Origin of the sequence: Exiguobacterium sp. s138, from assembly GCF_018618775.1 — a bacterium.
GTDB lineage: Bacteria > Bacillota > Bacilli > Exiguobacteriales > Exiguobacteriaceae > Exiguobacterium_A > Exiguobacterium_A artemiae.
Map to the genome: position 1 here is coordinate 483,699 of NZ_JACSMW010000002.1, position 13,971 is coordinate 497,669.

At 50.4% G+C, this 13,971-nt stretch carries 13 protein-coding genes; 1 reads left to right on the plus strand and 12 read right to left on the minus strand.

Features of this window, described 5'->3' with window-relative positions; translation table 11 throughout:
- Nucleotides 1-256 precede the first annotated feature (256 nt).
- From KNP91_RS06345 to KNP91_RS06400, 12 genes are all read right to left on the minus strand, one after another.
- Nucleotides 257-1,234, minus strand: coding sequence for a hypothetical protein (locus KNP91_RS06345; protein WP_214764737.1), 978 nt, complete (start codon nucleotides 1,232-1,234; stop codon nucleotides 257-259).
- Nucleotides 1,231-2,277 (minus strand): DUF58 domain-containing protein, encoded by a 1,047-nt coding sequence (locus KNP91_RS06350; protein WP_214849214.1) that lies wholly within the window; start codon nucleotides 2,275-2,277, stop codon nucleotides 1,231-1,233. Before KNP91_RS06350 ends, KNP91_RS06345 begins: the two co-directional genes overlap by 4 nt.
- 1 nt (nucleotide 2,278) lies before the next feature.
- Nucleotides 2,279-3,187, minus strand: coding sequence for an AAA family ATPase (locus KNP91_RS06355; RefSeq protein ID WP_012370473.1), 909 nt, complete (start codon nucleotides 3,185-3,187; stop codon nucleotides 2,279-2,281).
- Nucleotides 3,188-3,346: 159 nt separating this feature from the next.
- Nucleotides 3,347-3,562 (minus strand): DUF3006 domain-containing protein, encoded by a 216-nt coding sequence (locus KNP91_RS06360; protein WP_012370472.1) that lies wholly within the window; start codon nucleotides 3,560-3,562, stop codon nucleotides 3,347-3,349.
- Between the two features lie 15 nt (nucleotides 3,563-3,577).
- Nucleotides 3,578-4,450: a ComEC/Rec2 family competence protein gene (locus KNP91_RS06365; protein ID WP_214764738.1), complete on the minus strand. Its 873-nt coding sequence runs from the start codon at nucleotides 4,448-4,450 to the stop codon at nucleotides 3,578-3,580.
- 2 nt (nucleotides 4,451-4,452) lie between these two features.
- A complete protein-coding gene (locus tag KNP91_RS06370) occupies nucleotides 4,453-5,004 on the minus strand; it encodes a histidine phosphatase family protein (protein ID WP_012370470.1) in 552 nt (183 codons plus the stop codon).
- 75 nt (nucleotides 5,005-5,079) lie between these two features.
- A complete protein-coding gene (locus tag KNP91_RS06375) occupies nucleotides 5,080-5,874 on the minus strand; it encodes a DUF3307 domain-containing protein (RefSeq protein WP_214849216.1) in 795 nt (264 codons plus the stop codon).
- Nucleotides 5,871-6,518 carry a hypothetical protein gene (locus KNP91_RS06380; protein ID WP_012370468.1) on the minus strand — a complete coding sequence of 216 codons (648 nt, stop codon included), beginning with the start codon at nucleotides 6,516-6,518 and terminating at the stop codon, nucleotides 5,871-5,873. The genes KNP91_RS06375 and KNP91_RS06380 overlap by 4 nt, the downstream gene beginning before the upstream one ends.
- 239 nt (nucleotides 6,519-6,757) lie before the next feature.
- The gene (locus tag KNP91_RS06385) at nucleotides 6,758-7,228 is read right to left on the minus strand and encodes an NUDIX domain-containing protein (RefSeq protein WP_233494529.1); all 471 of its coding nucleotides are present in this window, start codon (nucleotides 7,226-7,228) and stop codon (nucleotides 6,758-6,760) included.
- 340 nt (nucleotides 7,229-7,568) lie between these two features.
- The gene (parC, locus tag KNP91_RS06390) at nucleotides 7,569-9,974 is read right to left on the minus strand and encodes a DNA topoisomerase IV subunit A (protein WP_214849220.1); all 2,406 of its coding nucleotides are present in this window, start codon (nucleotides 9,972-9,974) and stop codon (nucleotides 7,569-7,571) included.
- Nucleotide 9,975: 1 nt separating this feature from the next.
- Entirely contained in the window at nucleotides 9,976-11,937 is a 1,962-nt protein-coding gene (gene parE / locus KNP91_RS06395) for a DNA topoisomerase IV subunit B (protein WP_012370465.1), read from the minus strand.
- Between the two features lie 167 nt (nucleotides 11,938-12,104).
- Nucleotides 12,105-12,506, minus strand: coding sequence for a CoA-binding protein (locus KNP91_RS06400; protein ID WP_012370464.1), 402 nt, complete (start codon nucleotides 12,504-12,506; stop codon nucleotides 12,105-12,107).
- A 424-nt stretch (nucleotides 12,507-12,930) separates the two neighbouring features.
- Between KNP91_RS06400 and KNP91_RS06405 the strand changes: the two genes are divergently transcribed.
- Nucleotides 12,931-13,971 carry a tyrosine-type recombinase/integrase gene (locus tag KNP91_RS06405; protein WP_251135914.1) on the plus strand — a complete coding sequence of 347 codons (1,041 nt, stop codon included), beginning with the start codon at nucleotides 12,931-12,933 and terminating at the stop codon, nucleotides 13,969-13,971.

Here is a 13,971-nt window from a genome sequence, read left to right on the forward strand (position 1 = left end):
GTATTAAGTGACTATTAATACGTTGTCTTATAAACAAAATCAGTCAGGATATTTCATATCATACTCTTACGACATGAGTAGCTAGATGAACATAACTGCTTACATTTGTTTAAATCTTTTTATACCTGGAACAGACCTCTTGAAGGTCTGTTCAGACTGAAGACAAAGTAGTGGTTTTTCTCTTTATCGAGAAGAACCACTACTTTGTCTTCAGTCTGAGAAGGTGTTCCGATATCGGAGCACCTTCTTTTTGGATTCAGCGTTCGATTTGTTCGCGGACATATTTCCGGAACAGTTGAAGATCGTACGCCGGCTCGCTGCGGCTGAATTCAATGCCGTCGAGAAGCCGTGCATGGGCAACAGCTTCCGGAAATTCAATCCGTGTCAGCCATTCGACGGTCGTCTCGTCATGGCGTCGCGGGAAAGCCTGTTCGAGTTGCGAGGCGATTTTCAGAAGCGGATGCTGGCTGTGTTTTTTGACAGGCGCTGCCTGCTTCGGCACGGTCATCCGGGCGACCGGTTCAGCCTCCGTTGCCACGACCCGGCGTTTACGAATCAGGTAGAACGTGAGACCGACGGCGAGAAGCGCCAGGATAATTCCTGTCATGTTCAAATAAAACAGCGTATCGGAACTCATGCCGGCCGCTTTTAGACTTTCTTGCGGGGCGATGTCTGATAACCCGGATGTACTGTCGGCTTTCGTTTTTTGATCGATCTGTTCTGCGAGCGGTAATGTCCAGGTGAAGAGGGAACCGAACGCCTCAAGTGCCGGACGGGTCAGGTTCGCGACAGAACCGAACAGCGCTTCTTTCAGCAGCCGGATTAAGGTGACGAGGACCAGACTGGCACCCAGAAACAACGAGATACCTGCGACAATCCGGCGCCATTCAATCAAGTGCTGCCTGAGGAAGGGAATGCCCCAGACGAGACCAAGCAGAAGATACGCACCGAGCGGAGGGTGGAATCCAGGTAACAGTAAACACAGTCCGGTCAGAACCGTCGCACTGACGGCAAATTTATACGGGTAATCGACGGTCTCGAGCCATGCGCTGAGTGCAATCGCAAGTAACAGCAGGATACTGATCAGCGGAGAAATCAAAAGAAAAGCAACAGCTGCCGCCAGTTGAACGCCGATTCGGATTGGGCGCGCCGGAATAACGGCGAGCAACGGGAAAATCAGAATGATGAGCGGGGCTTGCAACAAGCTGATGACGAGAATCCACCAGATGATCATGCGCTCACCCCCTTATGGCGGTGCCCGAGATGAATTTCGGCTGTCGTCGACGGGACGGTCCGTTGAAGCCGTTTTGTGAAGTAACGGCGTTCGAGCGGTAAATCATATTCTGAAATCCGGGCGAGACATTCTATCGTCCGCAAGAATTGTTCTTTTCCTTTCCCGGAAGGTACGTGATACCACTGTCCGTCCCGGTTGACCATTGAAATCCAGAGGCTGTATGAGGCGCCTTGTTTTTCCAGTTCGCGGATAATCGTTGCCGCCCGGGAGAGCAATTTTTCAAAGTCGCCGCGTAAAGCCAAACCGTCGGCCGACAGTCCGTCAATGATGACGGCATAGTCATGATTACGCATCCGGTCATACTGATAGGAATACAGTTCCCCCGTCTTGGCATAAGCAGACCAGTAAATCGTCTTCGCATCGCCCGCGTAAGGGACGACCGAATGAAAGCTCGAGCGGTCCGTAAACGGACTCGACCGGTCAATCGTCTCGCCAGGAATTTGGCGTTCATTCCATTCGACGGAGGCCGGTGCGAAATCAGGGAAGACATGACCAAGCTGTTGAATCGGTAACGTCAAGTACAGTGTCATCAGATGAAACGGATCAGAAATCATGATATCAAACGACTGGATCCGAATCGTTCCCCGTTTGGCTGCCGTGACATCGATTTGAAACGGCACATGAGCCTGACGCGGCACATAGACATGTTGCCGCCAAAACTGACTGCTGGCGTCCTCAATCCGGACCTGTTCCCCGAGAAGACCGGACACGGTCACCTTCCCAAGAGCAAACCGTGTCGGATTATGAATTTCGAATGGAATGGCGAGTGGATCGTCACGGAACGCTCGGACGGTTTCGACGAGCCGGACGCTCAGACGTTCTCCGAGGTATTCCAGGTACTTCGGCAAGAGATACCCGTACAACGTGTAAGCGACGAGCAATGTCGCAATCAGGATCGAACCGTACAGTGTACAAATACCGGCCGCAACGGCAATCCAAAATAAAATCATCGGATGAAAGGACTTCGGTGTAATCAATTGCATATTACACCTCGGTCGGAACAGTCAATGACTCCAAAATCTGCTGGACCAAGCGACCATTCGTCATCTTTAATGTCGCTTCAAGTGTCAGGACGAGCCGGTGGGCAAGCAACGGATTTGCCAACTGCTTAATGTCTTCCGGTGTCACGTATGTCCGGTCGTGCATCCAGGCTCGCGCTCTTGCCGCTTGTAGAAGCGCCAAGGTAGCGCGAGGACTTGGACCGATCTCAACGTCCCGGTGCGCCCGTAAGGCATCACAGACGTCAAGCAGGTAATCTTCGACGGCATCTTCAATCGTGACCGCCTGGACTTCCTGTTTCCAGGTATTCAACTGCTCAAGCGGTACCTGGAATGGACTCGGTTGTAAGTGAGCCCCCTGTAACAAGGCTTTTTCGACCTGTCGATCGAGCGGAGCAAACGACAGTTTGAACAAAAAGCGGTCGAGTTGCGCATGAGGGAGGGGAAACGTCCCCTGACCGTCAAACGGATTTTGGGTCGCGATGACTAGAAAATGTTGCGGTAACGTATAAGAGGTATCTCCGATCGTCACCTGAGCTTCCCCCATCGCTTCGAGCAGGGCGGACTGTGTACGCGGCGTCGTCCGGTTGATTTCGTCGACAAGGACGATATTTGCGAACAGCGGACCAAACCGTTGTTCGAATGAACCGGTTAATGGATTAAACAATTCCATTCCAAGCAGATCGGTCGGTAACGTATCCGCGGTACATTGGATACGGGAAAATTTGGCATCGAGTGTGTTGGCCAGTGATTTGGCGAGTGTCGTTTTTCCGGTACCCGGCCGATCCTCAAGCAGAACGTGACCTTCCGACAACAGTCCGATCAGAAGATGATCTATGACATGTTCTTGTCCGAGGACCGCTTGCTTTAAGTTCGTTCGTAATTGTTGGAACATGGATAAATCCCCCTTTTTGTTTCGTATTCCTAAAGTTTACGAAAATTCAGAAAAAACTGCTAGTGATTTAAGTCGATTTTTTAGATTTGCTGTTTATTATTGGAAAAACAAAGGTGAATAAAAAAATCCTTGACCACTGACAGGCCAAGGAACGGAGTTTTAGTCTTCAAACAGTTCATTCATCAAATCATCAATTTCCTGCCGACGGTTCTGCGTTTCCTCCCGGAGAATCCGGATCGAACGACCGCGCCATTCGAGCCAGTCGCCGATCGTCGCAGCATGAGGCAGACGCGAGCGGGGGACTTGCACTGTTTCACGATTTTCCGTCTCACAAATCGCCTGGTCCCCGTCAAATTCCGTGACGGTCATTTTCATCGTGTATCCTCTCCTTTACTCGGGACTTAAGTCGGTCCGGCTTTTGACCTGAATCGTCTGCCCGTCCGACGTGTATTGAACGGTGCCCATCCGGTCCGTCCGGTCGACATGGATGCTTTCCGCCGCGAGCGCATTCATGACGGTCGGCCGCGGATGACCGTATGCATTACCTTCGCCCGCTGAAATCAAGGCGCGGGAAGGGTGGACTGCCTGTAAAAAAGGAATCGAGGACGAGGTATCCGCACCGTGATGCCCGACTTTTAACACATCAGCTTTTAAATCCACTCCGGATTCGAGTAAGTCCTGTTCCGTCCGAATCGGAGCGTCTCCCATGAAGAGAAAGGTAGTATCGCCATGAACGAGTTGCAGGACCGTACTCCAGCTGTTTAAATCACGGGTGCCGTCGCGGAGCGGGGCGAGTAAGTTCAGTTTCACTTCGTCACTTGGAATCGAAACACCGGCTTTAGCTGTTTTAATGGTGATCCCTTGCCGTTTGACGGCGAGCAGGAAGTCCCGGTAGGTTTCTGTCGTGTGATTGACGCGTGGTGCGTAAACTTGATCGACAGGCAGGGCATCGAGAATCGTATCGAGCCCGCCGATATGGTCTGCATCCGGATGTGTTGCGATGACCGCTGTCAGACGGGTGATACCCAGGTTCTTCAGGTAGCGGACGACATCGTCTCCTTTGCCGTTATTCCCGCCGTCGATCAAAATCGTTTCGTTTTTCGTCTGAATCAAGGTACTGTCGCCCTGACCGACATCAAAGCCGTAGACGTGAATGACAGTAGACGATCCCGGACGATCACCAGGTAACGGCTCGTCGTCGCGTGTCATATAAAAGATGACAATCAGACAGAGCGCAAGCAGTAGAACGGAACCCCATTTCATACCTAGCCCTCCCGTTTCTCAAACAAATACAACATACCGTTGCGTGGATGACCGAAGCGGGGACCGACATATCCGCGTTTTTTCAAGGCGGTCCGCATCAGAATCATCATCCCGCCGTGTCCGACGAGCAAAACCCGTTCATGTTCTTGTTGTTCAAACGTCAATTGATTCAGGAGTACCGCAATCCGCTCGTTGGCATCTTTGATTTCCGCCTGAATTCGTTTACTGAATGGCGCGACAAGCCGTCCAATCAGTGCCCAGGCAAGGAAGGGGAGACGAATCCGTGAACGGATCGTCGGGAATGGGACTTCCCGTAACAGATCCGTCACGATGATGTCTTTCCCATAGACGCTTTCCGCCGTTTGAACGGCTCGCGGCATACTGCTGGCGTAACAGATCGTCCAGTCGATATTTCCGAGTTCAACGGGTTGGACATCGATGGTCGAGACATCATAACGCTCAATCCAGGCTTCGATGTCGGCTGCACTGATCCAGCCTTTGGTCGGGTAACCTTCCGTCACCCGGTGGTGTCTGACTAATCCAATCTGTTTCATGATTTTACGACGGTTCCTTACCTTAAGAGACCGTCCACCTCTCTTTCTGTATCTCAATCTATCGTCTTGCTGTCGTTAAAAGGCAAGGCGGATCACCATTCCGCACAGTAAGGCAGCAAGAATGCTCAGTAAACTGCCGATGATATAGTATTCCGCAAATCGGCGGTCATCAAACTGTTTAAATCGGGCCAACGCTTTTAAAGCGATGATGAATCCGATGGCTCCTGTTGCGTTTACTGCTACGAGGCAAACGATGATGGCGCGTTCGACGAGTCCGATGTAGCGGCCGACACCGTTGATTTCCGTCGTGTAACTCCGGGCGGAATCTTCGACTTCATGCGTAACGGACCGTTTCAGACCGTCCAGTTGTTCTTTCCGCGTCACTTTCCGTTCAAAATGTGACTCAATCAGACGGGGAGCGAAGGGTGCAAGCAGCGGGGCAATCCCGCGGCCGATCAATTCCGTCGCAATCAAACCCCAGACGCTGACCCATAAGACCTGGTCCAGCAGCGGAAACGTTGTCGGCCAATCAACGGGTGTCAAATAGATGACAATCCCTGTCAGAATCGCAAGATGGAGCAGTTGATCAATCCAAAATGCGAGCGCCGGATGTAAAAGACGTTTGAACGGCGAGCCGTCCAGCAAGACATGTGTCCCGATGATGACACCTCCGATGATCCAGGCAGTCGCGCCACTCAAATCACCCCACGTATAAAAGATGCCGAGGACAACAGCTGTCCCGATGCTATGTACCGTCATATGTCCAAGTAATACCCGGAGTTGCCGCTGTTTCAATTTTGCCATCCGTTGACTTTGGAACGGAAAATCCGCCAACAGATGGACGAGGAGCAGACTTAAGAGTAAAGTCATCCGATCGCCTCCCAGACCTGCAATTGGTTTAAAGCATCGACGAATGCCTTTTCCAGGCGTTTACGTTGTTTACGTTGGGAGCGGGCAACAAGTTTCGCAACATTCATGCGCGCATCTTTTTCATGAAATCCCATTTGTAAGCCGATTTCTTCGTAAGTGGCCTCCGGATGTTGATCCATCAGCCGGTGTAATTCGATTTGGCGGTCTGTTTTACCGAAATACGCCGGGTATAACATCTCGATATAACCGTTCAGCAGGGCGGTCGGCAAATAGGGCGGCCCGGCAAAAGCAATCCGGTTGGCCGTCTGTTTGGCGGCGTCCTGGGCTTCAAAAGCGAAAATAACGGCACTGCCGTTGGCTTCGTCGGCATGCGTCGTCGACAGCGTCTCATATTGGCCGAATCCAATCCCGATATAACCGTCTAACGGCTGATTCAGCAGCATCAGCATGAGCGGATAACTGACGGCATACTCGTTAAACACACCAAGCAGACTGTCACCGGACTTAATTTGAAACGGTACGAGCGCCGCCGGAAATGCATCGTTCAACTGATCCGCTAATTGATGCAGATCGGTTAACAACTGTTCTTTACTCGAATAGCTCCGGGAGTTTTGAATATCAAAGGAAACCGCAACAGCTTGCATAAAAAAATCCTCCTTGTTACCGAATGTACGGTTACTTAGCAATTGTTACCGGTTAAGAGGTAACAATAGATATGTTACTGTATTTAGAGTAACAGGGAAGCGTAGAAAATCAAAGACCAACCAAATAATTTTTATTTTTTTCTTTAAGTTAACATAACATATATTATCAATAGTTAATAATTATTGTCTCATAAGTCAGGTAAACTTAAGATAGTGAGACAAAACAAAAAAACACGGGATTAACCGTGTTTCCGACAATCGTAATGATGTGTTCGTTCCAAGCGGCTCATCAAACGATCCAAGAAAATATGATGCCGGCGTTCGAGTTGCGTGATTCGTTCAAGCGGTAACCAGGCAAAATGGAAAAAATCACCGCAATCTTGACCGTCACCAGCGACACAATGCGTCCATCGGTTTTCCTGACATTCGATATGAGCATGATAGAAATACGTGTAATGCACCCGCATTCGTTCCGGATAACGCATTTCTTCTTCACCTACGTACTGAACGGTCGCAAGCGATAAACCGCTTTCCTCGAGTGTTTCCCGAACTGCCGCTTCCTTGGCGATTTCAGCATCCTCGATGGTGCCGGCAGGAATTTGCCAATCACTGTCTGGAGCGGATTGCGGATGAAAAACAAGTAGTTCCCATCCCTCTGGTTGCTCCCGTGTGATATAGATTGCTACTTTTTCGCGTCTTCTGAATTTCATCGTCATCACCTCTCCAGTTGGCAGATGGCACAAAAGCAGCCGAGGAACATGTCCGTAGCTGCTTGATGAAACGAATCCTATAAGCTAAAGCTCCGAACTGCCCGCTCCACATACTTCGTGGTAATCTTGCCTGACCATTTTCTTTTATTGTAGCGGTTATCGGCAGTCGTTTCAATTTGTAAACGGGTGATTTGGCGATAATTCGAAGAAAAGTCTGAAAAAGCGGTCAAAACAGGCGTCAGAAAGCTAGAAACGAACAGGAAGGAGCGACGAAACACCATCTAACCTAAAATAACCTAAAAAAAGACACCCCTCTTTAAAAATGAGGGGCATCTGACCATCAAACGGTATACCAATCAAGAAGTGGGCCGAATTTTTCTTCGTCATAGGCAAACGAACCGTTTGATAACCGATCGAGGAAGGACAAGGATGGGACTTGCATCGTCTTTTCCTGTTCTTTTCCGATCAAAATCAGTTCTTTTGCTTGTGTGACGTCAATCAAGGCGGCCACTTGATGCGGTTTTGATTTTAAATCGCGCAATAATTGCGTACCGCGTAAGGCACGATTCGAGACTTGGAACTGATCCGCAAGGCGCATTTTCTTCAACGCACCGCGTTGCGTCAGCAAGACGATATTCGGTGGCTGTTTAAAGCCAATCGCACCGGCAACGACGTCCTGATCGCGCAGATTGATTGCTTTTACACCCGCTGCCCGGACACCGACGACCGGGACATCTTCTTCCGTGAACCAAAGGCCGAAACCATGCTGGGTCGTCAAGAAGAGTTGTTCCTGTCCGGTTGAAATCTTGGCGTACAGAACTTCGTCATCCGCCCGTAAACGGACGCCCTGGAGCGGTTTAGACTTCCGCTGCGCATTGTAATCGCTCAGCTTCGAGCGTTTGACCATTCCTTGGCGCGTGACGAACAGACAGTGTGATGTCTCGTCAAACGTCCGGACGAGATCGACCGATAAAATCCGGTCGCCCGGCTCGAGCGGTACGAGATTGGCGACGTGTTGTCCGCCGTCTTTCCATTTCGTGTCCGGCAACTGGTGGACCGGAATCAGGAGATAATTCCCTTGAACCGTCCAGACGATCAAGTGGTCGGTCGTCATCGCCTGTCCTTGATACAACAGACGATCCTGCTCCTTCATCTCGGGTAAATCGTTGGTTGCTCCGAACGAACGCATCGAAGAGCGCTTGATATAGCCGTTTTTCGAGACAAAGACCATGGTTTCTTCGACGGCGATCATGACTTCCGTCTTCAGTTTCAGCTCTTCGACTTCCGCTTCGATCGTCGAACGCCGCTTGTCCGCGACTTGCTCTTTCAGAACGGTTAATTCTTTAATGATCAACCGGTTCCGTGTTTTTTCGTCGTTCAGGATTTTTTCAAGGCGGGCGATTTCTTTTTCAAGTTTCGCCGCTTCTTCCTGCAATTCAACGATATCGGTGTTCGTTAACCGGTACAACTGAAGCATGACGACAGCTTCCGCTTGGCGGTCGGTGAAACTGAACCGTTCAATCAACTTGTCTTTCGCTTCCGATTTGTTGGAGGCCGACCGGATCAAAGCGAGTGTTTCATCAAGGACGGAAATCGCCGTCATCAGGGCCGAAACGACCTCCTGGCGGCGTTTCGCCTGCTCGAGATCAAACGTTGTCCGGCGGATGACGACATCCTTGACGTGACTGAGATACGCGTCGAGTAACGCGAGAACACCCATCTGACGCGGTGTCCGCTCGTGGATCGCGACCATATTGTAGTTATAGGCGATTTGCAGGTCGGTCTGCTTCAGGTAAAAGTGAAGCACCCCTTCTGCATCCGCTTCTTTTTTCAGCTCGATGACGACACGAAGACCGTCGCGGTCCGTCTCGTCGCGGACTTCCGCGACCCCTTCGACTTTGCGGTCCAGGCGGAGTTCTTCCATCCGTTTGACAAGGTTTGCTTTGTTGACTTCGTAGGGCAGTTCCGTGATGATGATTTGCTGGCGTCCGCCGCGTAATGTTTCAATCGTTGCCCGCGACCGGATGATGACTTTGCCGCGGCCGGTTTCAAACGCTTTTTTGATGCCGTCAAGACCTTGGACGACACCGCCGGTCGGGAAATCGGGACCTTGCATATGCGTCAGTAAGTCATCGACAGTATGAACCGTTCCTGAAATTCGACCGATTGCCGCGTCCAACACTTCACCGGCATGATGCGGCGGAATTTCCGTCGCATAACCGGCCGAAATCCCCGTCGAACCGTTCATCAGCAGGTTCGGCAAGAGGGACGGCAAGACGAGCGGTTCTTCCGTCGTATCATCAAAGTTCAACGTGTAATCAACAGTCTGTTTATTGATGCCTTCGAGAATCAGGCTCGATACTTTCGATAAACGGGCTTCCGTATATCGCATCGCAGCCGCACTGTCGCCGTCGATCGAGCCGTTATTCCCCTGCATGTCAATTAACGGATACCGGAGTTTCCACTCCTGACTCAACCGGACCATCGCTTCATAGACCGACGAATCGCCGTGCGGGTGGTAGTTACCGATGACGACACCGACTGTCTTGGCAGACTTCCGGTAAGCGCGGTCAAACAGGTTGCCTTCCGTATGCATTGCATACAAGATACGGCGTTGAACCGGTTTTAATCCGTCACGCGCGTCCGGTAAGGCCCGGTCTTGGATGATGTATTTCGAATAACGTCCGAACCGGTCCCCGACGACTTGCTCGAGGGACAGGTTGAGGATGTTTTGTAGGTTAGACATATCAGTTCACACTCTCTTTCGTCACATGTTCATTTTCAATGATCGAGAGGTCTTCCGTCAGCCCAAACGCTACATTGTCTTCAATCCAGCTTCGGCGGTGTCCGACGTTATCGCCCATCAGGACAGATACACGTTTTTCAGCGACAGCTGCATCATCGATCGTGACACGAATCAACGTCCGCGTCTCGGGATCCATCGTCGTTTCCCAAAGTTGTGGTGCATTCATCTCACCCAGTCCTTTGTAGCGCTGGATCATATACCCTTTTCCGAACTTTTTCGTTGTTTTGGCAAGGGTTTCTTCGTCCCAGACGTACTCGAACTTCTCGGATTTTCCCTTCCCTTTCGAGACGCGGTAGAGCGGCGGCAGAGCGACGAAAACTTTTCCGGCATCGATCAACGGACGCATGTAACGGAAGAAGAACGTCAATAACAAGACTTGGATATGCGCCCCGTCCGTATCGGCATCCGTCATGATGATGACTTTGTCGAAGTTGCAATCGGACAGGTCAAAGTCTGCTCCGACGCCGCTCCCGATTGCGTGGATGATCATATTGATCTCTTCATTTTTCATGATATCCGCGAGCTTCGCTTTTTCCGTGTTCAGGACTTTCCCGCGTAACGGTAAAATCGCTTGGAACGTCCGGTTGCGTCCTTGTTTCGCTGAACCACCGGCAGAATCCCCCTCGACGAGGAATAATTCGTTTTTCTCGGCGTTTTTTGACGCGGCAGGTGTCAGCTTCCCGTTCAGGATGCTCGAACGTTTCTTTTTCTTGCCGTTCCGGGCTTCTTCGCGGGCTTTACGCGCTGCTTCCCGGGCCTGAGCGGCGCGGATCGCTTTTTTGATCAGAAGGGTCGCTGTTTGCGGGTTTTCCTCGAGATACGTCGACAAGCGGCGTGTAATGACGGCGTCACAGCTCGTCCGGGCTTCCGGTGAACCGAGTTTTGATTTCGTCTGCCCTTCAAATTGTAGGAATTCTTCCGGAATTCGGATCGACACGATCATCGTTAATCCTTCGCGGATATCGTTGCCGTCGAGGTTTTTATCTTTTTCCTTGAGCAGTGTGTTTTTACGGGCATACTCGTTCATCACCCGAGTCATCGCTGTTTTGGCACCGACTTCATGTGTTCCGCCGTCCCGTGTCCGGACGTTGTTGACGAACGACAGGACGTTTTCCGAATAGGCATCCGTGAACTGGAACGCGATATCGACTTCGATGTCATTTTCCGTACCTTCAAAGGCGACTGTCGGATGTAACGTATCTTTGTCGTCGTTCAAATAGCCGACGAATTCGCTGACTCCGTCTTCGTATTGGAACGTGTCCGCTTTGTCCGACCGTTCGTCGGTCAGTGTGATTTTCAATCCTTTCAACAGGAAGGCTGATTCACGCAGGCGTTCCGCTAACGTATCGTAATTGTATGTCAGCGTGCTGAAGATTTTTCCGTCCGGTTTAAAGTAGACGCTTGTTCCTTTTTGGCGGGTCGTTCCCGTTTCGAGCAAGGTCGTTTTCGGAATTCCCCCGTCTTCGAACGTTTGCTCAAACTGTTTCCCGTCGCGGTAAATCGTGACTTTTAACTGCGTCGACAGGGCGTTGACAACAGATGCCCCGACACCGTGCAGTCCGCCCGATGTTTTATAACCGCCTTGACCAAATTTACCGCCGGCATGAAGCACCGTGAAGATGACTTCTGCCGTCGGTTTTCCGGAAGCGTGCATCCCGGTCGGCATACCGCGTCCATGGTCGCGGACGGTAATTGCGTTATCTTTATGGATGATGACATCAATCTGTTCCCCGAATCCGGCCAGTGCCTCATCAATCGCATTATCAACGATCTCATACACCAAATGGTGGAGTCCGCGATGATCGGTCGAGCCGATATACATACCCGGGCGCTTCCGGACTGCTTCGAGTCCTTCGAGCACCTGTATGGCATCATCATTATAATTATTTAAATCTGTCGCCATGTTTTTCACCTCAAATAGAAAAACGCCGAATATTCCAAACGTTCGTTCGTTTTTCCAGTAGTCTGTATCTAATTGTAGGCATCTTCTTGCTATCTGACAAGGATAATCTAGAAAACAAGAAAAAAAGACACCTACTGTCAAGGAGTAGATGTCTTGCCGGATCACGATTACAAGTACTGGTGTTCAATTTTAATGCAACGATTTTCGATGTATGGAATGCCGGCCCCGAGTGCTAAACTTTCCGCTTCGACACTCGATAATCCAAGCTGGTTCCAAATCATGCCGACGTCACCGTGTGCGACGGCATCTTTTGCGACGTCCGCCAGAAATTCCGAACGGCGGAAGACATCGACGATATCGATGTGTCCCGGGATGCTGGCGACACTCGGATAGACTTTCTGCCCGTTCCATTCATTTAACGTCGGATTGACCGGAATGACTTCGTAACCGTGTTGGACCAGGTAGTCCGCAATCCAGTTGGCCGTTTTGCCGGAGTCGCTCGAAACACCAACGACCGCAATGCGTTTTGCATCTTTTAACAATTTACGTGCTTGTTGATCTGAAATCATGTTATGTCCCCCTCGTGTTAAATACAGGATAGTCTTAGACTATATACCCGATTCGATTTGGATTAAGCCTTCCAACTGGAGAAAGGAACGATTCAAATACGTAAAAACTAAAAACGCTCTGTACGAAAACGAGACGACCAACTACCCGTAGGAATGAATTTCGATGCAACTGAGAGCGAAATGGTTTTCTGCGGAAAATAATCGTTTTAACAGTTTACATAATATTATTATTGTCTTTTATTGCAGTTATAACGATGAGATGCTGATTTGCAACGAGTCGAATGGTTATCCGTCTGCGCAGTTTTCGATGCAACTGAGCGCTCCCTGTCTGACAATTTAACGTTGCGTGAAATAACTATTTCACGCAAACTAGTGTACGGTCTACCAACGTTTGGTATACTCATGACAGAGAGGGGATAGAATGATGAGTTTGTTTAAAAACCTAGGAAAAACAGTAAAACCGATACCCCTTCCCGCCCATACGATGGATCTGCCGGGGTATGTCCGGATGCCGGACTTCATCCGGTCCTATATCGATCACTTGGCTTCAAAAAATTTCTCGAAAGCAACGATGCGGCGGTATGTCTACGATTTTGATTCGTTTTTCCAGTTCGTTGCGGAAGCATCGGGAGAAGCAATTCAGGCGCGGGATATCACGCAAGAAGCGTTTCTTGAAATTGACGGGTCCGGGATTGCCGCTTATGCGGAATACTTAGCGTTAACGAAACAAAATGCCCCGAGTGTCATCAACCGGAAACTATCGGCCTTGCAGTCGTTATTCCGGCATTTGATTGATATCGGCGTGCTGTCGGAAAATCCGGTCGCGAAAATCAATCGTCCGAAACAGGCGAAACGGGATCCGGTTTACTTAACGAAACGCGAATGGGACGAACTCATGCAGCTGTTGCCGTCGAACGTCGAGATGAATGCCCGGGAAGCCACGCATTATGAGCGGGATCGCGTCCGGGATATCACGTTGTTTCAGCTGCTCGGGTACAGCGGGATGCGGCTCAGCGAAATGACACAATTGACCTGGAATGCCGTCGATTTCCATGAAGGGACGATTCGCGTCATCGGGAAAGGCAACAAAGAACGTGTCATCCCGCTCGCGAAACCGGTCCGGGTCGCTCTGCGAAAATTTGCGGCGCATTACAGTTTGACGATGCGGGGACCTGAACCGATTTTTCAGAAGCAAGGAAAAGCACTGAGCCCCCGGGCGGTCCAACATATCTTAAAGCGGCACGTCGACCGCTTGCGTCCGGTTTTGCCGTTTTTGGAACGGAAACAGATCACGCCGCACAAATTACGGCATACATTCGCAACGCGCCTCGCGACCGGCGGGGTCGATGTCTTGACGATTCAACAGTTGCTCGGTCACGAATCAGTCGCAACGACCCAGGTTTATGCCCATATTGGTGATCGAGAGAAAAAACGGGCGATTGAATTATTTGATAGTGAACGATAA